This window comes from Pseudomonas sp. FR229a (assembly GCF_030209115.1).
GTDB classification, from domain to species: domain Bacteria; phylum Pseudomonadota; class Gammaproteobacteria; order Pseudomonadales; family Pseudomonadaceae; genus Aquipseudomonas; species Aquipseudomonas moraviensis_A.
The window spans coordinates 72,116-96,344 of record NZ_JARVSP010000005.1 but is presented as its reverse complement, the minus strand read 5'-3'; the positions used below and the strand labels follow the sequence as shown (position 1 = coordinate 96,344).

Genomic DNA, 24,229 nt, shown 5'->3' with positions numbered 1-24,229 from the left:
CAACCCGCACGGAGGCTTCCATGAATTCCTTACGCATTTGCGCGATCACTGGCCTGTGTATCGCCAGCCTGTCCACGCTTGCCCATGCCGCCAAGCTCGAAGACGTCGCGCCTTATCCCAAAGCCGAAGCCGGGTTCACCCGACAGGTCATCCATCTGCCCAAGCAAGAGCAGGAAGAGAATTTTCAGGTTGAAATTCTCGCCGGCAAAACCCTCGAAGTGGACTGCAACCGCCAGCGTCTGGGCGGTGTGCTCGATGAAAAGAATCTGCAAGGCTGGGGCTATCCGTTCTACCGTCTGGAAAAAGTCATTGGCCCGATGAGCACGCTGATGGCCTGCCCGCCCGGCAGCCAGAAAAAGCGCGCTTTCGTTCCGGTCGTCGGTGACGGCTTCATGTTGCGCTACAACAGCAAGTTGCCGGTTGTGGTGTACGCGCCCTCCGACGTAGAAGTGCGCTATCGCATCTGGTCCGCGTCGGACAAAGTCGGCACCGCTCTGCAGGAATAACCGCTGGGCACCATCACGCCGGCACGCTGCAAGCAGCGGCGCGCTCGGCGACATGGCGCAGGCTGTCAAAGTTGATATTGGCCCCTGAATCGATGGCGACGAAGGTCTGGCCACTGGCGCCATTGCGCGCCACGTACTGCTTGATCCCCGCAACAGCCAGGGCGCCGGATGGCTCGGTGATCGAGCGAGTGTCGTCGTAAATGTTCTTGATCGCCGCGCAGAGCTCGTCATTGCTGACCTTAATTACCTCATCTACACAAAAACGGCAGATCTCGAAGCCATATGCACCGATCTGCGCCACCGCCACGCCATCGGCGAAGGTTCCGACGCTCGGTAGAACCACACGCTCCCCCGCGCGCAAAGCGGCTTGCAGGCAGGCCGAATGTTCGGACTCGACGCCAACGATCCGTACTTCCGGACGCAGGTATTTGACGTACGCCGCGATGCCGGCGACCAAGCCTCCGCCGCCGACCGGGACAAAAATCGCATCCAGCGCGCCTTGATGCTGACGGAGGATTTCCATCGCCACGGTGCCTTGGCCGGCGATCACATCTGGGTCATCGAAGGGTGAAACGAACGTGCATCCGGTCTGCTCGGCCAATTGCAGCGCATGAGCCAATGCAAAGGGGAAACTCTCGCCGTGCAGCAACGCGTCGGCACCGCGACTGCGCACGCCGAGTACTTTGAGCTCAGGAGTGGTAGACGGCATGACGATCGTCGCCGCGATGCCCAACTCCCGCGCCGCCAGCGCTACGCCTTGCGCATGATTACCCGCCGATGCAGTGATCACTCCCCGCGCTCTCTGCTCATCGCTCAGTTGCACGAGTTTGTTGTAAGCACCACGGATCTTGAAAGAAAACGTCGGTTGCAGATCTTCGCGCTTGAGCAGGACCCGATTGCCCAGTGCTTCCGACAACGCCGGAGCTGGCTGCAACGGCGTGCGCACCGCAATGTCGTACACCGGCGCGGCGAGGATCTTTTTCACGTAGTGCTCAAGCAGGGCTTGCTGGTCGGGGCTGTGCGGCATGGTCGTCTCCTGACATTTTTCAGAACCCCGGAGACAGAAAGTAAAAACCCGCCTCTAGGGCGGGTTGGGTGCTGCAGTCGTGAGCTAGCCCGCCAAATGAGGAATGGCGGTAATAATCATTGGCTGGCAGCGCGATACGGTGAAAGTCATGGGCTGGAAATTAGCCTGCGCGGTGCTGGCAAGTCAATGGCCAATTCCTGGCGGCGGCGTTAGTCTGGCGACTCTCTCATCACACCAAGGAAGGATTGCATGATGTCTATCGCCCTGCCCCTCACGGCTTTGCTCGCTTTTACCGGTTACACCGTTTCTGTGATGCTTAAAGCCGAACAGTCGTTGATCGACTTCGGCATCAGCCTGATGTCGCGGCCCGATACCGCGCAGGTGGTGATTGATCTGTACCTGCTGGCGACACTGGCGGGCATCTGGATGGTCAAGGACGCGCGGTCGCGTGGGCAGTCGGTTTGGTCGGTACTGCCGTATTTGTTGCTGACCGCGGTTTTCGTGTCGATCGGGCCGTTGTTGTATCTGGTGGTGCGTGGGGTTCGCGAGCGGCGCAAGGCGGTGGAAAAGTGCAGCCAGATACTATGAACACCTGAAAACCCTGTAGGAGTGAGCCTGCTCGCGATAGCGGAGTGTCAGCCAAAGATGAGTTGACTGACGCTCCGTTATCGCGAACAGGCTCACTCCTACACTGGAATGTCATGGGGTTCAGCCTTTTTCACGGTGACGAATGCGGCGGTTTCATAAGGCACTGTCACCGTGTCCCTGCCGCGCAATTCTGGCTCTGCGGCAATCAACGCGCGAATCTGCTCTTCGACCTGCGCCCGCTGCGCCTCCGGCAGCGCGGCGATGAAACTGGTGGAACGCACGCGGTTGAAGATCACGTCTTCCGGCGATCCAGTATGACCATGGTGAAACCGTTCAACCTGCAAGGGCGCGAATGCAGGGTGCGGAAACGCTTCGCGCCAGGCGCCGGTGTAATAGCGCGGTGTGTCACCTTCCAGCGCATTGACGATGGCATCCAGTTTCGGCACCCAACTGACTTGGCTGTCACGCAGGTTCCAGATCAGCCCCAACTTGCCACCGGGCTTGAGCACCCGGGCAATTTCGCTCAGCGCCTCGGCGCTGGCAAACCAGTGAAACGCTTGCGCACAGATCACCACATCCACTGAAGCGTCGGGCAACGGCAGGTCGGTTGCGGTGCCGCTCACCGCCAAGACCTGGGGCCATGCGTCAGAGAGTTTTTCCAGCATCTGTGGCACCGGTTCGACGGCGATGACTTGCGCGCCGGTCGCCAGCAGCCGGCCAGTGAACTTGCCGGTGCCGGCACCCAGATCGATCACGGTCTTGTGCCTATCCAGACCCAGCGTCGCGACCAACCACTCGCTGACCTGCGGCGGATAGTCCGGCCGTCCTTTGACGTAGGTGTCGGCAGCGCTTTTGTAGCCGGCAGCGGCTGAGTGATGGACCTGATCGTTCATGACAATGCTCCTTCAGGCAAAACATCGGATCAACGGCAGACGCTTCCGAGCATAGCGCTTGAATTTACGCTGAACTTGAACAGTCACTGATAAAGCAATGAATAAAAATTCACCCTGTGGGTGTTCAAAGTGAAACACAACCTTCTGTGGAGCCTTGCCCATGACTATCCGTCCCGTTATGTTCGCCGCCCCGTTGCTGCTGGTCGCGGCGATGTCCAGCCAATTGGTCGTGGCCAGTGGTGGCGAAAAAGACCCCGTCCAGAAACCCGAATGCCCGAAAGGCCAGGTCTGGGACAGCAAAACGCAGAAATGCGTGCTGCAAACCAGCAGCCTGCTGCCGGACGCCGACCGTACTATTTATGCCTATCGCCTAGCAGATGGCAACGCTGTTGAAATCGCGGTTCATCGGTTAGTGCCCTGAGGGAATCAGGCATCCACTTTGAAAGTATCGAGGGAAAACCAGTCCGGCGTCGGCATGTGGAACTCCAGGCGTGCGATCCCCGGTGCATCAAAGGCAACATTGACCGGTTTGCCGTACGACATGCCTAACGTCCGACGTCCCAGGAGCGTCCCGTTGCTGGCGAAGTAAGCCACGGTGCTGTCCTCATAGTTCACGCTTAAATGAAAGAAGCTGATTCGCGAGCAGGTATTTTTCAGCTTTATTTCTACGACTTGCGCAGCCTGGCCAAACGCGTCGCGACCGATGCTCAGTACCTGACCTTCGATTTGGCCGGGAAAGGATTCGCCGATGTCGGAACGCGGCATGATCGCGCATTCGCCGTCACCGGATTTGAACGTGATCTGCATAGTGGGCGTTTCCATGATTGCGCCCTGCCGTGCCGTCTGATTCGGTACCCCGGTGAAATCTTCCATTAGCGTCGCTGGAGAATTCAGCACGGTAAATGTCGGCGCATTGAACACCACCGCCGTGGTTTCATCATCGAGCCCGTCATAGGCAACTTTCAATTCCATGCGCAGGGGCGTACCTGGCTTGAGCTTCAGAAGTTCGCTGCGAGGCAGCGCATTATCCAGCCCACTGTCTTTCTCCGGCGCTGTCACTGGAGCAGCCTTGGCGATGACAATCGGGTAATCGTCACCGTTGATACCGGTGCCGTACAAGCGGAACCAACGCAACTGCCCCACCGCCATCGATGGCCACACCGCACATTGCGCCTGCGCACCACCGCTAAAATCAGCCAGATCAAGTATCCCGTTGCGGGCCTGAGGAATATCGGGTGTCGGCAGCCGTCGATCCCGATCCTCGATCCGCTTGAGCACCACGTCACGGTGCATGGAGGGTTGAGGGGCCGCACCACGCAGCAGCTCCCATGACAGCTGGATTGTCTTGCCATGACTGGCCGCCAGCACTGGAGACTCGATCAGAAAGTTGGCCCGGTGATTCTTGTTGAATGCGGTTGGAGCAAAGACCGGCGAGACGGGCCCGGCTGCGCCCTGGATCAACAATCTCGCTTCGTCACCCGGTTGATCCTCCAGATACTCGACTCGGGCTGTCACGCCGTTGGGCACATCCAGAGGGTCGATCAGGTAACCGGAGCCCACCAATGCAGGTGGCGGAAGTGTCACAGCGGGTTCGCCAGTGATGCTGGCTTTCAGGGCGTAGGACCGATCGAGTTCGGCCCCTTGGCTGACGCGCCTATAGGTAAACACTGCATGGCCCTTCGCGGCGGCGGCAAACGCTGCGTAAGGCACAGGGATCGAGTAGGAAAACGGCGCATTCTTCACTTTTTCGCTCAGCGTCAAATGGTCCAGTAACACTCCGTCCTCAGCGTAGAAGCGCCCCGTAAAACGGATTTCATCGTCTCTGAGCCAACTGCGCGATACATAGATTTGTGCAATCGCTGGTCCACCAGCCAGCTTGTTCAGGTCGATGATACTGACGTCATCGTCAGGATCATCGGGCTTCTCGCTGAGGATCGGCGGGTCATACCAATTGCCCTTCCGATTGACATAGAGGTACTGGCTGGCCGAGGCAGGACTGTTGACATCCGGACTGTTGCCCACGCGATCAAGTACCGTGAAACGCACTTCGAAGCGCGGACTGTCACCCGCCTCGTCGAAGGTTGCCTCATCGATGATCATCTGGATGGGCTGCTGTCGATTCGCCTCTTCCTCACTGACCGGGTGGCGCAAGGTTTTACCATTGCAATACAACACGATGGTGTCGAACGCTCTCATCAGCGGGTACGCCACCCTGGCGCTTACACCTGCAAGCGCGCGATCAGCGTCGATACCTTCATCCACTGCATCCTGATCCACTTCAAGCACCAATTCGGAATGGCCTGCCTCCTCAGGAAAACGGTCCACGTTACCCGGACGCTTGTCGTGATAAATGACCGTCAAAGGCGCCGAAGTTTCGAGCTCCATGCCTCCTCGCTCCAACCCGTACTCGAGAACGTTCAGCGGACTCTTCCATTTATCCGCAGCCACATAAACGATTACCTGTTGAGTCGTCTCGCCGATGGCGATGGTTTTGTCGGCAACCCGCTCTCCGTTCAAGCGCACGACATAGGTGTCATCGTCCTGCGCGGTAGAGGCGGGTTCGATGAACACCTTCACCCCCTCGGGGTACAGATAAGTGAGTGCCAGAGGCAGCCCGGCGTCTGCATTTTCCGGTCCGAGGACTGGCTGACTCATGCCAGGGATTCGTGGTTTTTCGAGGGTTTTGACGTTCATGGTGGTCATCCTTTTCCAATCGGGATCCGATGCGATGGGTGGCGAAGAGGCATGTCCTGCGCATGAGACACCCATCGGCTGCGGTTGCCTACTGTCAAACCTGACAGGTACCCCCTATGAAACCGGTGCAAAAAGTTTCCATTGGTCGGAAAAACACAATCCCACTGTGAAGCGAGCCTGCTCGCGATGACGGTATATCAGCTGAATATGCGCTGACTGACCCGACGCCTTCGCGAGCAAGCCAGCTCCCCCACGTCACTACTCAGAGACATGAATCTCAGGCGTTAGTGGGCAACCACAACCGGAACCGTGCGCCGCCCAACGGCGAGGGCTCCACGGTCAACACGCCCCCCTGCGCTTCCAGTGCCCGGCGGCTGATCGCCAGGCCCAGACCAAACCCACCGGTGGCGCGATCACGGCTGCGGTCGAGTCGATAGAACGGCTCGAATATCCGCTCACGCTCGTCGTCGGGAATCCCGATGCCGTCGTCATCGACCCAGATCTCGCAGCCCTCGGCATTCACCTGCACGCCAATCTGGATGCGCTTCCCGCAATAGCGCATGGCGTTGCGCAGCAGGTTCTGGATCGCCCGCGCGGTCAGGCGCGGGTCCAGCGCGAAGCGTTCGAGCTGACCGTGCAGCAGAACATCGATAACGATTTCAGGTGATTCCAGCTCCTCGTCGACGCTGCCGAGAATGCTGTCGATGAACTCGTCCAGCGAAACCTCGATACGCTCGGGCGATTGCGCGGGGTTCTGCAAGCGGCTGTAGGAAAGCAATTCCAGCACCAGTTCATCCAGCTCACGAATATGCGCAACCAGGCTCTGCAAGCGCTCGCGGCTGGCGGCCGGCAAGTCTTCGGAGAGCGCCAGCGCCAGGCCGAAATCCAGACGCGTCAGCGGCGTACGCAGTTCGTGGGAAACAGCGTTGAGCAGGTCGCGTTGCTGGTTGAGCAGGTTTTCGATATCACCGGCCATGGTGTCGAACACGTTGGCGAGGCTGCCGATGTTCGAACTGGGCGCGATTTTGGTCCGTTCGCTCAAATGGCCTTTGCCGAAGCGCTCAGCGGTGCCTTTCAAGCGTTCCAGATCGCGCCAGTGCGGGCGCAGCCAAAGCAGCAGGCAGCCGAGCAACATGGCGCCGATCAGCACATTGATGCTCCAGTACAACAGGTCAACGTCGACCGGATCCGGCGGCACGACCATGCGCACGGCCATGTCCGCATTCAGCGGAGTGACCGCCAGCGTCCGCCAGCCCCAGTCGCCGATACGCACAACGTTTTCACCACGGTGTAATCGTTCCTGCTCAATGGGCGTAAATACCGGGTCGTCGATTGGCGTCAGGACGATGTGCAAAGGCTGGAATTCCTTGTCCATCGACGCAGCAATCGCCGGCCACTGTTCTTGCGGCGCGGCATGAAACTGACGGGTGATCAGCGATTGCAGGCCTCGGGAGAACTCCAGGTTGTAGGTGACGAAGCGATCCCGAAAGACCATCACCACCAGATCCGGCACCAGATAGATCGCCGCGCTATAGGAGACGATCGTCACCAGATACAGGCGAAACAGGATGCGAAACATCAGTTCAGCATTCCCATTCCGAGCGGCTGAACAGATAGCCCTTGCCCCACACTGTCTTGATCTTGCGCGCCTCGCCGGCGTGATCATCGAATTTGCGCCGCAGCTTGGAAATTGCCACGTCCACCGAGCGGTCGGTGCCGTTGAATTCGATACCGCGCAGTCGCTGCAGAATCTGATCGCGACTCAGCACTTCGCCGGCGTGCCGCGCCAGCACCACCAGCAAATTGTATTCGCCGCTGGACAGTTCGACCGCTTGATCGCGCCAGGTCACGGTGCGTTCGGAGAGGTCAATGCACAGATTGCCCATGACGATCCGGTCATTGACCGCCAGCGGTTCGCCGAGGCTGCTGCGTCGCAGCAACGTGCGCACCCGCGCCAGCAGCACCCGGGGCTCGCAGGGTTTGGTCACGTAGTCATCAGCGCCCATCTCCAGGCCCAGCACCTGATCATGACTGTCATCGCGGGCCGTGAGCATGAGGATTGGCAGCGTCGCCGAATCGGCGCGCAGCAAACGGCAGACTTGCAGGCCATCGAGGCCCGGCAGCATGAGGTCGAGGATCACCAGATCCGGCGGACTGATCCGCGCCCGCTCGCGCACATGGTCGCCACGGCCAATGACGCTGACGGAATAACCGTTACGTTCCAGGTAGCTGGAAATCAGTTCGGCGAGGGCGGTGTCGTCTTCGACCAGGAGGATGTTGGGCATGGGGTGTTCCAGAAAAATGCTGGGGCGACAGTTCGGGCCTCATCGCGAGCAGGCTCACTCCTACAGTTGGAATGCGATCCTCTGTGGGAGCGAGCCTGCTCGCGAAAGCGATCGAACTGTCGCAATAAATTTCAAGGCCTGCAGGATATACGCCCTCACCCGCCACTGAGCAAAACCCTTACACAATTTCACACAGCAACTACAAAGCTTCACCGCTAACCTCCCCGTCTGGCCGTAGGATGCGGCCTTCAATATTGGGGGTTGTACATGTCTGGAAAACTGCTGGCCGGGCTCGGCCTGATCGCATTGGCGCTGACGCTGAGCGCTTGTGATTCGTCCTCGAATGCCGAAGAGCAAGCGCCACCAGCCACGGTACGCATCGAGACCATCAAAACCCAGCCACTATCGATCAGCAGCGAATTGAGCGGGCGCATCGCCGCGCCACGGATTGCCGAAGTGCGTGCGCGAGTGGCCGGCGTGGTGTTGCAGCGCACTTATCGCGAAGGCAGCGACGTGAAAAAGGGTGATGTGCTGTTCCGCATCGACCCGGCGCCGTTCAAGGCCGATCTCGACAGTGCCGAAGCCGCACTGCGCAAAGCCGAGGCCAATGCCTTTCAGGCCAGACTGCAAGAACAACGCTACGCGCAATTGATCGAAGACAAGGCCATCAGCGGTCAGGACTACGACAACGCCCGCGCCGCTGCCCGGCAAACAGCAGCTGATGTCGCGGCCAGCAAGGCAGCGCTTGAACGGGCGAAACTGAACCTCGGCTACGCCACTGTCACCGCGCCGATTTCCGGGCGTATCGGCCGCGCGCTGGTCACCGAAGGTGCGCTGGTCGGGCAGAACGAAACCACGCCGCTGGCGCTGATTCAGCAACTCAACCCGATCCACGCCGACCTGACCCAGTCGACCCGCGAGCTCAACGAACTGCGTCGCGCATTCCGTTCCGGGCAGTTGCAGGAAGTCGGTCAGGATCAGGTCAAGGCCACACTGATTCAGGATGACGGCAGCCTGTACCCGCTGCCCGGCAAGCTGTTGTTCAGTGACATCACAGTCGATCCGGGCACTGGTCAGATCATCCTGCGCAGCGAATTCCCCAACCCCGATCTCGACCTGCTGCCGGGCAGCTTCATCCGCGTACGCCTTGAACAGGCGACCATCCAGAACGGCATCACCGTGCCGCAACGCGCGGTGCAGCGTGACAGCGCCGGCATTGCCCAAGTGCTGACCGTCGACGAACAGATGCGCGTTGCCGAGCAACCGGTGCAACTGGGTGCGGTGCAGAACAATCGCTGGATCGTCACCGGCGGCCTCAAGCCCGGCGACCGTATTGTTATCGAAGGCCTGCAACACGCCCGTCCCGGCGAAAAGGTGCAGATCGACGAAACCCCTCTTCCACTTGCCCAGACCTCTGGTCAGTAAGCAGGACGCTTTTCTATGCCGCAGTTCTTTATCGACCGCCCGGTATTCGCCTGGGTGGTCGCGTTGTTCATCCTGTTGGCCGGTGCGCTGGCCATCCCACAGTTGCCGGTGGCGCAATACCCCGACGTCGCGCCGCCGCAGATCGAAATCTACGCCGTCTACCCTGGCGCCTCGGCGCAAACCGTCGATGAAAGCGTGGTCAGCCTGATCGAGGAAGAGCTTAACGGTGCCGATCACCTGCTCTATTTCGAATCGCAGAGCAGCCTTGGCAGTGCGACGATCAAGGCAACCTTTCAGCCGGGCACCAACCCCGAGCTGGCGCAGGTCGACGTGCAAAACCGTCTGAAGGTTGTCGAGTCGCGTCTACCGCAAGCGGTCAACCAGCAAGGTCTGCAGGTGGAGAAGGTTTCTTCCGGTTTTCTGTTGCTGATCACCCTGACCTCCAGCGACGGTAAGCTCGATGACGTCGCGCTCAGCGATTACCTGGCGCGCAACGTGATGAATGAGATCAAGCGTCTGGACGGTGTCGGCAAGGCGCAGCTGTACGGCGCCGAACGGGCCATGCGCATCTGGATCGATCCGCAGAAGCTGATCGCGTTCAATCTGACACCGGCAGACGTCAACGCAGCCATCGTGGCGCAGAATGCCCAGGTGTCCGCCGGCAGCATCGGTGATCTGCCGTCACCTTCAACGCAGGAAATCACCGCGACGATTCTGGTCAAAGGGCAATTGTCGACACCCCAGGAATTCGCCGACATCGTGCTCAAGGCCAATCGCGATGGCTCCACGGTGCGCATTGGTGACGTCGCGCGAGTGGAGATCGGCAGTCAGGAATACCAGTTCGGCACACGCCTGAACGGTAAACCGTCCACCGCCGTCGGCGTGCAACTGTCACCAGGTGCCAACGCGCTGAACACCGCGACGCTGGTGCGGGCGAAGATGGACGAGCTGGCGCGCTACTTCCCGGTAGGCGTGGAATACAAGATTCCTTACGACACTTCGCCCTTCGTCAAGGTCTCGATCACCAAAGTGATCTATACCCTCGGCGAAGCGATGCTGCTGGTGTTTGCGGTGATGTTCCTGTTCCTGCAGAACGTGCGCTACACGCTGATCCCGACGCTGGTGGTGCCGGTGGCGCTGATGGGCACGTTCGCGACCATGCTGGCGCTGGGGTTCTCGATCAACGTGCTGACCATGTTCGGTATGGTGCTGGCCATCGGCATTCTGGTCGACGATGCCATCGTCGTGGTGGAAAACGTCGAACGGATCATGGCCACCGAGGGCTTGTCACCCAAGGAAGCCACGCGCAAGGCCATGACGCAGATCACCGGCGCGATCATCGGCATTACTCTGGTGTTGGTCGCAGTGTTTATTCCGATGGCGTTCATGCAGGGGTCGGTCGGGGTCATCTACCAGCAGTTCTCGCTATCGATGGCCACCTCGATTCTGTTCTCGGCGTTCCTCGCCCTGACGCTGACGCCGGCCTTGTGCGCGACCTTGCTCAAGCCTGTTGCCAAGGGCGAACATCACGAGAAATCGGGCTTCTTTGGCTGGTTCAATCGTCGTTTCGAGCAATTGACCGATCGCTATCAGGGCTGGGTCGGCTATGCGCTGCAGCGCACCGGTCGCTACCTGTTGATCTACGTCGTCCTGCTGATCGGGCTCGGGATATGTTTTGCGCGCCTGCCCTCCTCTTTTCTGCCGACCGAGGACCAGGGCTACACCATTACCGATATCCAACTGCCACCGGGGGCGACGAAGAACCGCACGGTGCAAGTGGCCGAACAGCTCGAAGCGCACAACGCGGGTGAGCCGGGGATCAGTGACAGTGTGGTGATTCTCGGTTTCAGCTTCTCCGGTAGCGGACAGAACGCAGCGCTGGCGTTTTCGACCCTCAAGGATTGGTCGGAACGCGGCAGTGACGATGCCGCCAGTTCGATCGCTGACCGCGCGAACGCTGCCCTCAGCCAGATCAAGGACGCCATGGCGTTCTCGGTACTGCCGCCGCCGGTGGATGGGCTCGGCACGTCCAGCGGTTTCGAGTTCCGCTTGCAGGATCGTGGTGGGCTCGGGCATGCGACGTTGATGCAGGCGCGTACGGAACTGCTCGCCGCGGCCGAGAAAAGTCCGGTACTGATGAACGTGCGCGAAAGTGCGCTGGCCGAAGCGCCGCAGGTGCAACTGATCGTCGACCGTAAACAGGCGAATGCCCTGGGCGTTTCGTTTGCCGACATTGGTAACGCGTTATCCACCGCAGTGGGGTCCAGCTACATCAACGATTTCCCCAATCAGGGCCGCATGCAGCGGGTGGTGGTGCAAGCTGAAGGTGATCAGCGCAGTCAGGTGGATGATTTGCTGAAAATGCACGTGCGCAACAACGCCGGGAGCATGGTGCCGCTGTCGGCGTTCGTCCAGGCCAACTGGATTCAAGGCCCGGCGCAGCTGACCCGCTACAACGGTTACCCGGCGATCGCTATTTCCGGCGAACCGTCCGAGGGGCACAGTACCGGTGAGGCCATGGCGGAAATCGAACGGCTGGTGGCGCAAGGGCCGAAAGGTCTGGGCCAGGAATGGACCGGCCTGTCGTTGCAGGAACGCCTGTCCGGCAATCAGGCGCCGATCCTGCTCGGTTTGTCGTTGCTGGTGGTGTTCCTGTGTCTGGCGGCGCTGTATGAGAGCTGGTCGATTCCAACCTCGGTGTTACTGGTCGTGCCGCTGGGTGTTCTCGGTGCGGTGTTGGCTGTAACGTTGCGTGGGATGCCTAATGATGTGTTCTTCAAAGTTGGTTTGATCACCATCATCGGTCTGTCGGCGAAGAACGCGATCCTGATCATCGAGTTCGCCAAGAGCCTCTATGACGAAGGCCACGACCTGATCGACGCGACATTGCAGGCAGCGCGTCTGCGACTGCGACCGATCGTGATGACGTCGCTGGCGTTCATTCTTGGCGTGGTGCCGTTGGCGATTGCCACGGGTGCCAGTTCCGCCAGCCAGCAGGCGATCGGCACCGGCGTGATCGGCGGGATGATTACTGCGACGCTGGCGGTGATCTTCGTACCCGTATTCTTCGTCGTAGTGATGAAACTCGTACAACGATTCACCAAACCCCACTGATCCAAATGTAGGAGCTGTCGAGTGCAACGAGGCTGCGATCTTTTGATCTTGAAAAGCTAAAACCAAAAGATCGTCCGATCGCGGCCCGAGCCATCGGCAGCTCCTACAAAAGCAGTGTTGCGTACGCTATGGTGCAGAGACCATTCTCCAACGTGAGTCTCCATGCGCTTCCTCGCCCGCACCCACCCACGCCTCTCCGCCGCCGCTCTGCTCGGAATCGCCACCGGCCTGCTGTTCCCCGCCGATTCGATCGTCAGCAAAATCCTCATCGGCTGGAACGCCGGTGTCTGGACTTACCTGATCCTGATGTTCTGGCTGACCGTGCGCGCCAAGGCCCCGGACGTCAAACGCATCGCTGAAGTCGAAGACGAAAACGCCGGCCTGGTGTTGTTCGTGGTGTGCATTGCCGCGCTGGCGAGTCTGGCCACCATCACCTTCGAACTGGCCGGCAGCAAGGATCTGGATAGCACCCACAAACTGCTCCATTACGCGTTCACAGCACTCACGGTAATTGGTTCATGGCTGCTGATCGGGGTGATTTTCTGTGTGCACTACGCCAGGCTGTTTTACACCTGGGACGGCAAGGACCCGGCCCTGCGTTTCGCCGAAGGTCTGACCACCCCTAATTATTGGGATTTTCTGTACTTCTCGTTCACTGTCGGCGTCGCGGTCCAAACGTCGGATGTGGGCGTAGCGACGCGGGGCATCCGCAAAATCGTACTGGCGCAGTCCCTGATCGGCTTTGTGTTCAACACTGCGATTCTGGGTTTTTCGATCAACATCGCCGCCGGATTATTCGGGTAGGCAGCGCCCGCCCGTCGGTATCAGCGGGCAATCTCACGATCATTCACTTGACGCCCTATTTGTTTCTGGTGTTTCCTGAAACCGGTTTCAGGGCATCTTTCCGCCTTGGGCCTATAAATCCAATAACAAGGTTTAAGACCGTGCACGACTTTTCCGCCGCCCAGCGCAGCCGCGTCACCATGCTCGATGTCGCCGAACGCGCGGGCGTGTCCAAGGCCAGCGTATCGCGCTTCATCGGTGATGACCGCGCCCTGCTCTCCGAAGCAATCGCCCTGCGCATCGAGCAGGCCATCAGCGAACTTGGCTACCGCCCGAACCAGATGGCCCGTGGGCTCAAACGCGGGCGCACTCGCCTGATCGGCATGCTCGTCGCCGATATCCGTAACCCTTATTCAATTGCCGTGATGCACGGGGTGGAAACCGCCTGCCGTGCGCACGGTTACAGCCTGGTGGTGTGCAACACCGACCGCGATGACGAGCAGGAACGCCAGCATCTGGCGCTGTTGCGCTCGTACAACATAGAAGGGCTGATCGTGAACACGCTTGGCCACCACCGTGACGAATTGCACGAACTGCGCCGCGAGATGCCGCTGGTGCTGGTGGATCGCAAGGTGGACGGCCTCGACAGCGACATGGTCGGGCTGAATAACCCGCAAGCGGTGGAGATGGCGCTCGCGCACCTCGGGCAGCGAGGGTATCGCGATGTTTTATTAATCACCGAACCGTTTGATGGCACCAGTTCGCGGATCGAACGGGTCAGCAGTTTCCAGGCGCAGATCGCGGAGCGCTCGGGGTTAACCGGGGCAGTTGTTGAAACCGGTGATGGTCTGGCGAGCCAACTTCAGCAGTTCATGAACACGACCAATGCAGGGCCGAAAGCACTGTTTTGCGCCAATGGTGTGGCAGCGTTAGCCGCGACGACGGCGTTGCGCCAAATCGGTTGTCGGTTGTTCGAGGATGTGGGGCTTATCGCCCTGGATGATCTGGATTGGTATCCGTTGGTGGGCAGCGGGATTACTGCGCTGGCGCAGCCGACGCAAGAGATTGGTGCGTGGGCGTTTGAGTGTCTGCTCAGGCGCCTGCGCGGGGATAACGAGGTGGCGCGGGTGATGGATTTTGCGCCGGTGCTGATTGAGCGGGGGTCTACTCTTGGGATTTGTGGTGTTTGAGCTGACGCTATCGCGAGCAGGCTCACTCCTACAGGGGAATGCATTGCAAATTTAGGAGTGAGCCTGCTCGCGATAGCGCCCGAGAGAACAACGCAGAAACACCCGATATTTTTCTTGAACAAAAATGAAACCGGTTTCAGAGGTCAATAACAATGAACAAACCAGCCGTTTCCATCAGTCTGTCCAGCTACGGTGCCGATCTTGTGCGCCAGCGTGGCCAGGATTCCTTCATCGATATTCTCGCGGCGGCCGGGGCCAATCGCATCGAGTGGCGTGAAGAGCTGTTGACCCGTGAGGATCCGGCGCAACTGGCCCAGGCCACGCAAGCGCAAGGCCTGCAAAGCATTTATTCCTCGCCCACCGAACTGTGGCTCGCAGGGCAAGCGCAGCCGAATCCCGAATTGATTACTGCGCTGCATCAGGCCCAGGCGTTCGGGTCGAAATGGCTGAAAGTGTCGCTCGGCTACTTCACCGACAACTCTGATTTGCAGGCGCTGGCCGAGCGACTCCAGCAGAGCCCGGTGCAATTGCTGGTAGAGAACGACCAGACCTTGCATGGCGGGCGCATTGAACCGTTTCAGCGTTTCTTCGCCGCCGTCGAACAGCACCACCTGCCGATCAAAATGACCTTCGACATTGGCAACTGGCATTGGCAGGACCAGTCCGCCGCCAGTGCCGCCCGCGCGCTGGGGCGACATGTCGGTTATGTGCATTGCAAGGCCGTTGCGCGCCGGGCCGACGGCAAACTGGTCGCCGTACCGCCAGCCATCAGCGACCTGCATCTGTGGGAACAACTGCTGCGTCACATGGACCAAGGCGTTATGCGCGCCGCCGAATACCCGTTGCAAGGCGATGACCTGGTGCAACTGACCCGCGAACACGTCGCCGCCCTCGCCCGCCTGGGGCAATCGCGCCTGGAGCCAGCTCATGTCTGAGATCGATATTCTTTCTTTCGGTGAAACCATGGCGATGCTGGTTGCCGAGCAGACCGGTGATCTGGCGAAGGTCGAGCAGTTTCATAAACGTATTGCCGGGGCCGACAGCAATGTCGCGATCGGCTTGTCGCGGCTGGGCTTCAATGTCGCGTGGCTGAGCCGCGTCGGTAATGATTCACTCGGGCGCTTTGTGGTCGAGACGCTGATCAAGGAAGGTCTGGATTGCAGCCACGTTGAAGTCGATAAAACCCATTCGACCGGGTTCCAGTTCAAATCGCGCAATGACGATGGCAGCGACCCGCAAGTCGAATACTTCCGCCGTGGCTCCGCGGCCAGTCATCTGTCGCCGCGCTCCATCACCGACAACCTGCTCAGCGCCCGCCATTTGCACGCCACCGGCATTCCGCCGGCGCTGTCGGCTTCGGCGCGGGAAATGTCCTTCGAACTGATGACCCGCATGCGCAACGCCGGACGCAGTGTGTCGTTCGATCCGAACCTGCGCCCGAGCCTTTGGGCCAGCGAGGGCGAGATGATCCGCGAGATCAACCGCCTCGCCGCCCTTGCCCATTGGGTGCTGCCGGGTTTGAGCGAAGGTCGTTTGCTCACCGGTTTTGACGACCCGGCGGACATCGCTGCGTTTTATCTTGATCAAGGTGCGGAAGCGGTGGCGATCAAGCTCGGGCCTGAAGGCGCTTACTACCGCACGCAGCTGGATCAGGGTTTTGTCGCTGGCGTGCCGGTGACCAACGTGGTCGATACGGTGGGTGCCGGAGATGGCTTTGCGGTGGGGATGATCAGCGCCCTTCTCGAGCATCAAAGTTTTGCCGAGGCGGTGCAGCGGGCGAACTGGATTGGCAGTCGCGCGGTGCAGAGTCGCGGGGATATGGAGGGCCTTCCAACCCGTCTGGAGTTATCGATTGAATTTGAATCCGCCTTCGCGAGCAGGCTCGCTCCCACAGGGGAACGCGTATCAAATGTGGGAGCGAGCCTGCTCGCGAAGAGGCCTGCCTAGGCAACGCAAATTTTTGAACCTGCTGCGACAAAAACAACAAGCTCAGGAGTCACACCGATGAAAACCGCAACCCTCGCCACCCGCCGCTGGTGGTACATCATGCCGATCGTGTTCATCACATACAGCCTGGCCTATCTCGATCGCGCCAACTACGGCTTCGCCGCTGCGTCGGGCATGGCCGAAGACCTGATGATCACACCGGGCCTGTCCTCGCTGCTCGGTGCGTTGTTCTTTCTCGGTTACTTTTTCTTCCAGGTACCGGGCGCGATCTACGCGCAAAAGCACAGTGTGAAGAAGCTGATTTTCGTCAGCCTGATCCTCTGGGGCGGTCTCGCCACGTTGACCGGCGTGGTCTCCAACGCCTATTGGCTGATCGTCATCCGCTTCATGCTCGGCGTGGTCGAAGCGGCGGTGATGCCGGCGATGCTGGTCTATCTCTGCCACTGGTTCACCCGGGCCGAACGCTCGCGCGCCAATACCTTTCTGATCCTCGGCAACCCGGTGACCATGCTGTGGATGTCAGTGGTCTCGGGTTATCTGGTGCAGCATTTCAGCTGGCGCTGGATGTTCATCATTGAAGGTCTGCCGGCGGTTCTGTGGGCCTTTATCTGGTGGCGACTGGCTGATGATCGTCCGGCCCAGGCCAAGTGGCTCAACGATCAGGAAAAACACGATCTGGAAAGCGCCCTCGCCGCCGAGCAGGTCGGTATCAAAGCGGTGAAGAATTACGCTGAGGCATTCCGTTCGCCGAAGGTGATCATCCTGGCGCTGCAGTTCTTCTGCTGGAGCATCGGCGTTTACGGCTTCGTTTTGTGGCTGCCGTCGATCCTCAAGGCAGGCGCGCAGATGGACATGATCGAGGCTGGCTGGCTGTCGGCGCTGCCGTATCTGGCGGCGGTGATCGGCATGCTAGCGGTGTCGTGGGGCTCGGACAAATTGCAGAAGCGCAAACGCTTCGTCTGGCCGCCGCTGCTGATCGCCTCGATTGCGTTCTACGGCTCCTATGCCTTGGGCGCCGAACATTTCTGGTGGTCGTACACACTGCTGGTGATCGCCGGCGCCTGCATGTACGCGCCGTACGGGCCGTTCTTCGCCATCGTTCCGGAAATCCTGCCGGCCAACGTCGCGGGCGGTGCCATGGCGTTGATCAACAGCATGGGCGCGCTCGGCTCGTTCGGCGGTTCATATCTGGTCGGTTATCTGAACAGCTCCACCGGTTCGCCCGGCGCTTCCTATCTGTTGATGAGCGGCGCGTTGCTGCTGTCGGTGGTGCTGACGATTTTCCTCAAGCCCGGCGCCAGTGATCGCGTCGTCGCCAAAGCCGTCGCCACACCGCGTGTGCCGGCGCATTCCTGAAAGGATTTTTGCCATGAAAAAACAGGTCGTGCTGTACAAGAAACTCTCGCCCGCGCTGATGGCGCGCCTGCAAGCGCAGTTTGACGTGACGCAGATTGAAAGCCTCGACGCCGATGGCCTCATGCAGTTGCGCGATGCCCTGCCCCGGGCCCACGGTTTGCTCGGCGCCAGCCTGAAACTCGATGCGGCGCTGCTGGATCTGGCGCCGCAGCTGGAGGCGATTGCCAGCGTTTCCGTCGGTGTCGATAACTACGACATTGATTATCTGAGCCGGCGCGGGATTCTGCTGACCAACACGCCGGATGTGCTCACCGAGACCACTGCCGACACCGGTTTCGCGCTGATCCTCGCCGCTGCTCGGCGCGTGGTCGAACTGGCGAACATGGTCCGTGGCGGCCAATGGAGCCGCAACATCGGTCCGGCGCATTTCGGCACCGATGTGCACGGCAAGACGCTGGGCATCATCGGCATGGGCCGCATCGGCGAGGCCCTGGCCCAGCGTGGGCATTTCGGCTTTGGCATGCCGGTGATCTATCACAGCCAGTCGCGCAAGCCGGCGGTCGAGGCGCGTTTTGATGCGCAGTATCGAAGCCTCGAAGAATTGTTACAGCAGGCTGATTTCATTTGCCTGACCTTGCCGCTGACGGCGCAGACCGAACGCTTGATCGGCGCCGAACAGTTTGCGCTGATGCGCCCTGAGAGCATCTTCATCAACATCTCGCGGGGCAAAGTGGTCGATGAGGCAGCAATGGTCGAGGCGTTGCGCAACAAGCGTATTCGCGCGGCGGGGCTGGATGTGTTCGAGCGCGAGCCGTTGAATCATGATTCGCCATTGTTGCAGTTGAGCAATGTGGTGGCGACGCCGCACATGGGCTCGGCGACGCATGAGACGCGCGAGGCGATGGCGCGGTGTGCGGTGGAGAATCTGTTGGCGGCGCTGGGTGGGCAGCGGCCGGCGAATCTGGTGAATGCCTCTGCATGGCAAAGCTGAGATCTCTGGTGTCAATAAAGCCGCCTTCGCGAGCAGGCTCGCTCCTACATTTGAAATGCGTCCCCTTGTAGGAGTGAGCCTGCTCGCGATGAGGCAGGAACAGGCAACACAAAACTGTCAGGCACTGCGCGCCTGCAACAGCTGCACCGCACACAACGCAATCCGCGCGCAGGCATCCGCCAGTTTCACCCGATCCACCACCAGCCCTATGCGGATATGCCCCGCCGCGCTAGGCCCGAACGCCTCGCCGGCCAACACCGACACCCCGTAACCTTCCAGCAACCGCTCGGCAAACGCCTGGGCGCCGAGGCCAGTCTGGCGCACGTCGACCATCACGAACATGCCGCCATCCGGGCGGATCGGCTGCAAACCGGGGCAACCCTGCAACCGTTCGCAAACCAGATCCCGGCGCAAGCGGTACTCCTCGCGCATCTGCGTGACTTCCGGCAGATCGGTTTGCAGCGCCACTTGCGCGGCCTTCTGGACGAAATCCGGCAGACCGAAGAGCATGCTCAGTGACAGGTTCACCAGATGTTCCGCCAAGGGTTTCGGGCCGATCATCCAGCCGATGCGCCAACCGGTCATCGCGTGGGATTTCGACAGGCTGTTGATCGTCGCTGTACGTTCGGCCATGCCTGGCAGGCTCGCCGGACTGACGTGTTCGCCTTCATATAACAGCTCGCTGTATACCTCGTCGCTGATCAGCCACAGGTCATGCCGAATGCACAGCGCCGCCAGTTCCTGCCAGATCAGCAGGGACAAGCTGGCGCCGCTGGGATTGTTCGGGCTGTTGAGCAGCATGGCGCGGGTTCGCGGGGTGATGCGTGCGGCGACATCGACCGGGTCGACTCGAAAACCGTTTTCCGGGCGCACCGGCACCGCGATCACTGTGGCACCACACGCGCCAAACACTCCTTCGTAGGTGACGTACATCGGCTCAGCAACGATCACTTCATCGCCCGGATCGAGCAGACACTGCGCCACCGAATAAACTGCGCATTGCGCGCCGGGCAGGACGATCACCTGATCAGGATCCACCCGTTGACCACTGCGCTGGCGATGACGCTCGGCAATCAGCCAGCGCAACTCGAATCGACCACGCACGTCGGCATAGTGCGTATCGCCGGCCAGCAGGCTGTCGATCGCGCCATGGACGATCGGCAACGGCGTATCGAAATCCGGATCACCGACACTCAACAGCAGAACATCAACGCCCTCGGCGCGCAGTTCCAGCGCTCGGTCGTGAATCTGCCAGGCAGCGGCACCCTCCCCGGCGATTCGTTGGGTCAAGGCTGAATAGCGCATGTACGTCTCCTGAGGGGGCAGTCTCCAGCCTTCACCGTATCTCAAATCACGAAACGCGCCAGCCGTTTTGTCCCCAGGATGAATCTGAGGAGAAACTTCGCAGGATGCTCGATCACCGGTCCGGTGCCTACCTGTCAGAGTTGACAGTAGACCGATTGCAAGAATATTCCTCTAATGAACCCGCGGCAAAATGTTCAGCCGTTTCTTATCAAAACAACGGAGTGTTAAAACGATGACAACTAATGAAGATATTCTCGTTCTGGACCCACCGCTGATTCCTGATGCGTTACCAAATTTTCCTGACAGTCAAGTTAACTTGTTGCCATTGACTGCGCTGGAGTCGCCCTTGCTGGTGTTAATCCCAGAATGGTCGGATTTACCCACAACTCCAGGCATGCAAGTCCTGGTGAGTCTGTTGTTAAATGAGCAGCAAGTGGCGCAGTACCAGTACACGACGCCTATTAACCCAGCGCTTTTCCCACTGAACGTACATATTCCTAAGCATCATTTAGTAGAGGGCGCACACCGGGTTTCATACATCATGACAGTTTTCGGAAACCCTATGCCGTCAGCGAGCACGCCGGTCACCGTCGATACAAGCGCTCCAAACCGCGGCAACCCGGGACACGCTCCGAACTTTCCACCAGATGTCATCCTTGAAGGGATTACGCAGAGCTATCTAGACGAGAACGGTGATGAAGTTCTGTTAACTATTGACCCGTATCTGCAGCAACTAGCCTGCGACAGCATCGAGCTTCACTATGGTTCACTAACAGATAAACCTGTCATCGTTAAAACGGTGCATGACTCGATCTCCCCTACCAAAATCAAACTGAGTGGCGAGATTATCCGTAGATACGGCTCCGGCAAGATGCTCGCCTTCTACAGACTGGGCGATCGCGCAGGAAACCGGGGAAGTATTTCTGAATTCGCGCAGATCAACGTGAACCTTTCTTGAACGGTGATTGCCTGACGTGGGCCGGATAAAAACTGTTTCAGCCCACTTCAGGCAATTCCGTATTTCTCAAATCACAAAACGCGCCACCATCGCATTCAAATCCACCGCCAGTCGTGACAGTTCGTGGGTCGCGGCGCTGGTCTGGTTGGCGCCGGCGGCCGATTGTGTGGCCAGATCGCGGATGTTGACCAGGTTGCGGTCGACCTCGCGCGAGACTTGCGCCTGTTCTTCCGAGGCGCTGGCAATCACCAGATTGCGTTCGTTGATCTGATGAATCGACTGGGTGATCTGCTCCAGCGCCACACCGGCGGCGCGGGCCATTTCCAGGGTGGACTGGGTGCGCTGATTGCTTTGCTGCATCGACGAGACCGCTTCACCCGTGCCGTTCTGGATGCCGGCGACCATTTTTTCGATTTCCTGAGTCGACTGCGCGGTGCGATGGGCCAGTGCCCGTACCTCGTCCGCCACCACGGCGAAGCCACGCCCGGCTTCCCCGGCACGGGCCGCTTCGATGGCCGCGTTGAGCGCCAACAGGTTGGTCTGCTCGGCGATGGCGCGAATCACGTCCAGCACTTTGCCAATGTCGCGACCTTGCGCGGCGAGGCCTTCGATCATCTGCGCGGTGTTCTGCACGTCGTGGGTCATGGTCTGGATCGCGTCAACGGTTTTCACCACTTGATCGCGCCCTTCGCGGGCGGCGTGGGTCGACTGGTTGGAGGCCTCGGAAGTCGACACGGCGTTGCGCGCGACTTCTTCCACCGCAGCGGTCATCTCGTTGACGGCAGTGGCGGCTTGTTCAATTTCATTATTCTGCTGCTGCAAGCCACGGGAAGCTTCTTCGGTAACGGCACTGAGCTCCTCGGCAGCGGCGCCCAGTTGCGTGGCGGAGCCGGCAATCTGTTCGATGGTTTTGCGCAGGTTGGTCTGCATCGCGGCCAAGGCTTCGAGCAGACGCGCCGGTTCATCCTTGCCGTCCACTTCGATGGCTTTGCTCAGGTCGCCGCCGGCAATTGTCTGCGCGGCGAGCACTGCGCGGTTGAGTGGCGTGACGATGCTGCGGGTCAGCAACCAGGCGAGCAGCACGGTGGCCAGCGCGGCGATCACGGCAACGATGATGATCCCGGTGATGGCGCTGTCATAGTTTTCACCGGCCTGGATGGCCGCCGCTCTGGCCCCGGCCGTATTCATGCCGATCAATTTGTTGAGCTGCTCGCCCATTTGATCGGTGCCTTCCTTGATGCGCGTGTTGATCAATGCACGCATCGCTTCCAGATCGCCCTGGCGCGACAGCTCAAGCATGCGGTTCTGCGCTTGCAGGTAGTTATCGAGGGTGGTCGAAAACGTCTGGAAGACCGCGCGCTCGTCAGCGCCTGCCGGCAGCGCGGCGTAGCTGGCCTGGGCTTTGCGCACCTTGTCGACCAGCACAGCGATGCGGGTTTCTGCTTCTTGCAAGCTGGCCGGTTCGCGATTGACCAGCACACGGAACGAGAGAATGCGCATGCGCAGGACGTTTTCCGTGACCACGCTGAGGTGGGTCACGCTGGGCAATTGGTTGGTGTCCATATCGATCGACGCCTGACGAATGACCGTCATGCGGCTGACGGCGAACACGCCGAGGACGATCACCAGCAAGGCGATAAAGGCAAAACCGAGGAAAGCACGGGGCGCGATATTGAGGTTACGCAGGGACATGGTCGGACTCTCGATAGAAAGAAACTGCGAGCGTCCATGCCGTGAGCACTGGCCCTTGGCGGGCGGCAGTCCGGCGTCACTGGGTTATGGTTTTGTGCGCGCCTGACCGTTGTATCGGCCAGGCTTGAGGAAGGTTTCGGGTCCGCAGCAAATATTTTTCGGAACGTCACAACAATCAACCCAGCTCCGCTGCCTTTGGTAGGAGCTGTCGAGTGCAACGAGGCTGCGATCTTTTGATCCTGCTTTTAAAAGTGAAAAGATCGCAGCCTCGTTGCACTCGACAGCTCCTACATAGGCAAGCCGATCAGCGTTGGGTGGCGAGTTGCCAGACCCGAGCAATATCGGTGGCACGCTCACTCAGCAGCCGTGGGGCTTCGGCGCAAGCCTGTTCCAGGGTCATCGGTCCGCTGGTCACGGCGAACGCGGCGTCGATGCCATGTTGATAGAGTTCCTGATAGCCCTCGCCCAAGGTTCCGGCAATCACAATCACCGGCACGGCATGCTGTCTGGCTATCCGCGCAACACCGAACGGCGTCTTGCCGCGCAGGGTCTGCGCGTCGAACCGACCTTCTCCGGTGATCACCAGATCGGCGCCATTGACCGCCTCAGCAAGCCCGACCAATTCCGCCACCACCTCGACACCCGCCTGAAACTGCGCGCCGAGAAAAGCCTTGGCCGCAAACCCCAGGCCACCCGCCGCGCCGCTGCCCGGCTCATCGCGCACATCCTTGCCCAACGCCTGCGCGCAGAGTTCGGCGAAGTGCCCCAGCGCCTGATCCAGTTGCTCAACCTGCACAGGCGACGCGCCCTTCTGCGGACCGAAAATGGCCGAGGCACCATGAGGGCCGCACAGCGGATTGTTGACATCAGCGGCGATGTCGAAACGCACCTGCGCGAGACGCGGATCGACTTCGCTCAAGTCCAGCTTCGCCAATTGCGCCAAGGCCAGCCCACCGGGCACCAGCGGCTGATCCTGCGCATCCAGCCACTTCACGCCCAAGGCCTGCATCGCCCCGGCCCCGCCGTCGTTGGTCGCGCTGCCGCCAATCGCCAGAATCACCCGTTGCGCCCCCGCATCCAGCGCAGCACGAATCAATTCGCCGGTGCCGAAGGTGCTGCTGATGCAGGCATCGCGCTGTCCCGGCGACACCAACTGCAGGCCGCTGGCCTCGGCCATTTCGATGATTGCCGTATGACTGTGCGGCAACCAGCCCCACGCCGCGTCGACCGGCGTACCCAACGGGCCGCGCACGCGGGTGCGGCGCAGTTCGCCTTCGCAGGCCGCGAGAACCGACTCGACCGTCCCTTCGCCGCCATCGGCCATCGGGCACTTGATCAGTGTCGCCTGCGGCCAGACCTGGGCCAGTCCGCGGGCGATGGCTTCGGCAACGCCTTGGGCACTCAGGCTGTCCTTGAACGAATCGGGGGCGATGACGATCTTCATGGGAATTCTCCGGTTGCATTGGCGTTCATGC

19 protein-coding genes and 1 pseudogene are annotated in these 24,229 nt (G+C 60.1%); 12 read left to right on the top strand and 8 right to left on the bottom strand.

The window, feature by feature from the left end:
- The first annotated feature begins 20 nt into the window (after positions 1-20).
- Entirely contained in the window at positions 21-506 is a 486-nt protein-coding gene (gene eco / locus QRN33_RS04030; RefSeq protein WP_042606880.1) for a serine protease inhibitor ecotin, read from the top strand.
- 37 nt (positions 507-543) lie between these two features.
- On the opposite strand, the pseudogene ilvA reads toward eco, so the two are convergent.
- Positions 544-1,533 (bottom strand): annotated as a pseudogene (gene ilvA / locus QRN33_RS04025) (threonine ammonia-lyase, biosynthetic); the annotation flags it as partial.
- Positions 1,534-1,782: 249 nt separating this feature from the next.
- Here ilvA and QRN33_RS04020 point away from each other — a divergent pair.
- Positions 1,783-2,121: a DUF2834 domain-containing protein gene (locus QRN33_RS04020; protein WP_042606879.1), complete on the top strand. Its 339-nt coding sequence runs from the start codon at positions 1,783-1,785 to the stop codon at positions 2,119-2,121.
- A gap of 98 nt (positions 2,122-2,219) precedes the next feature.
- Here the strand turns inward: QRN33_RS04020 and QRN33_RS04015 are convergent, their stop codons facing one another.
- On the bottom strand, positions 2,220-3,014 hold the full coding sequence (locus tag QRN33_RS04015) for a class I SAM-dependent methyltransferase (protein ID WP_285407250.1): 795 nt from the start codon (positions 3,012-3,014) through the stop codon (positions 2,220-2,222).
- 160 nt (positions 3,015-3,174) lie between these two features.
- Between QRN33_RS04015 and QRN33_RS04010 the strand changes: the two genes are divergently transcribed.
- Positions 3,175-3,435, top strand: coding sequence for a hypothetical protein (locus QRN33_RS04010; protein WP_148050745.1), 261 nt, complete (start codon positions 3,175-3,177; stop codon positions 3,433-3,435).
- Positions 3,436-3,440: 5 nt separating this feature from the next.
- Here QRN33_RS04010 and QRN33_RS04005 read toward each other — a convergent pair whose 3' ends face one another.
- From QRN33_RS04005 to QRN33_RS03995, 3 genes are all read right to left on the bottom strand, one after another.
- Entirely contained in the window at positions 3,441-5,708 is a 2,268-nt protein-coding gene (locus QRN33_RS04005; protein WP_285407247.1) for a hypothetical protein, read from the bottom strand.
- A gap of 277 nt (positions 5,709-5,985) precedes the next feature.
- Complete coding sequence (locus QRN33_RS04000; protein ID WP_042606876.1) at positions 5,986-7,287, bottom strand: ATP-binding protein; 1,302 nt, start codon at positions 7,285-7,287, stop codon at positions 5,986-5,988.
- Between the two features lie 4 nt (positions 7,288-7,291).
- Positions 7,292-7,993, bottom strand: coding sequence for a response regulator (locus tag QRN33_RS03995; RefSeq protein ID WP_016774890.1), 702 nt, complete (start codon positions 7,991-7,993; stop codon positions 7,292-7,294).
- A 267-nt stretch (positions 7,994-8,260) separates the two neighbouring features.
- Here QRN33_RS03995 and QRN33_RS03990 point away from each other — a divergent pair, with 267 nt between their 5' ends.
- The 8 genes from QRN33_RS03990 (at position 8,261) to QRN33_RS03955 (ending at position 18,799) form a co-directional block, all read left to right on the top strand.
- Complete coding sequence (locus tag QRN33_RS03990) at positions 8,261-9,418, top strand: efflux RND transporter periplasmic adaptor subunit (RefSeq protein WP_042606875.1); 1,158 nt, start codon at positions 8,261-8,263, stop codon at positions 9,416-9,418.
- Between the two features lie 15 nt (positions 9,419-9,433).
- Positions 9,434-12,532, top strand: coding sequence for a multidrug efflux RND transporter permease subunit (locus tag QRN33_RS03985; RefSeq protein WP_285407241.1), 3,099 nt, complete (start codon positions 9,434-9,436; stop codon positions 12,530-12,532).
- Positions 12,533-12,694: 162 nt separating this feature from the next.
- Positions 12,695-13,336 carry a DUF1345 domain-containing protein gene (locus QRN33_RS03980; RefSeq protein ID WP_123419482.1) on the top strand — a complete coding sequence of 214 codons (642 nt, stop codon included), beginning with the start codon at positions 12,695-12,697 and terminating at the stop codon, positions 13,334-13,336.
- Between the two features lie 140 nt (positions 13,337-13,476).
- Positions 13,477-14,505 carry a LacI family DNA-binding transcriptional regulator gene (locus QRN33_RS03975; RefSeq protein ID WP_285407240.1) on the top strand — a complete coding sequence of 343 codons (1,029 nt, stop codon included), beginning with the start codon at positions 13,477-13,479 and terminating at the stop codon, positions 14,503-14,505.
- Positions 14,506-14,657: 152 nt separating this feature from the next.
- Positions 14,658-15,440 (top strand): sugar phosphate isomerase/epimerase family protein, encoded by a 783-nt coding sequence (locus QRN33_RS03970; RefSeq protein WP_065616265.1) that lies wholly within the window; start codon positions 14,658-14,660, stop codon positions 15,438-15,440.
- Positions 15,433-16,452 (top strand): sugar kinase, encoded by a 1,020-nt coding sequence (locus QRN33_RS03965; RefSeq protein WP_285407239.1) that lies wholly within the window; start codon positions 15,433-15,435, stop codon positions 16,450-16,452. Before QRN33_RS03970 ends, QRN33_RS03965 begins: the two co-directional genes overlap by 8 nt.
- Positions 16,453-16,509: 57 nt before the next feature.
- On the top strand, positions 16,510-17,808 hold the full coding sequence (locus QRN33_RS03960) for an MFS transporter (RefSeq protein ID WP_042606869.1): 1,299 nt from the start codon (positions 16,510-16,512) through the stop codon (positions 17,806-17,808).
- Positions 17,809-17,821: 13 nt separating this feature from the next.
- Positions 17,822-18,799 (top strand): 2-hydroxyacid dehydrogenase, encoded by a 978-nt coding sequence (locus QRN33_RS03955; RefSeq protein ID WP_285407236.1) that lies wholly within the window; start codon positions 17,822-17,824, stop codon positions 18,797-18,799.
- A 117-nt stretch (positions 18,800-18,916) separates the two neighbouring features.
- Here the strand turns inward: QRN33_RS03955 and QRN33_RS03950 are convergent, their stop codons facing one another.
- Complete coding sequence (locus tag QRN33_RS03950) at positions 18,917-20,104, bottom strand: pyridoxal phosphate-dependent aminotransferase (protein ID WP_285407234.1); 1,188 nt, start codon at positions 20,102-20,104, stop codon at positions 18,917-18,919.
- 232 nt (positions 20,105-20,336) lie between these two features.
- On the opposite strand from QRN33_RS03950, the gene QRN33_RS03945 reads away from it, so the two are divergent.
- On the top strand, positions 20,337-21,062 hold the full coding sequence (locus QRN33_RS03945; protein WP_285407232.1) for a hypothetical protein: 726 nt from the start codon (positions 20,337-20,339) through the stop codon (positions 21,060-21,062).
- A 66-nt stretch (positions 21,063-21,128) separates the two neighbouring features.
- Here the strand turns inward: QRN33_RS03945 and QRN33_RS03940 are convergent, their stop codons facing one another.
- Together QRN33_RS03940 and QRN33_RS03935 are read right to left on the bottom strand one after the other, a co-directional pair.
- A complete protein-coding gene (locus QRN33_RS03940; RefSeq protein ID WP_123419476.1) occupies positions 21,129-22,754 on the bottom strand; it encodes a methyl-accepting chemotaxis protein in 1,626 nt (541 codons plus the stop codon).
- A 304-nt stretch (positions 22,755-23,058) separates the two neighbouring features.
- Entirely contained in the window at positions 23,059-24,198 is a 1,140-nt protein-coding gene (locus QRN33_RS03935; RefSeq protein ID WP_285407229.1) for a glycerate kinase, read from the bottom strand.
- Between the last annotated feature and the right edge of the window lie 31 nt (positions 24,199-24,229).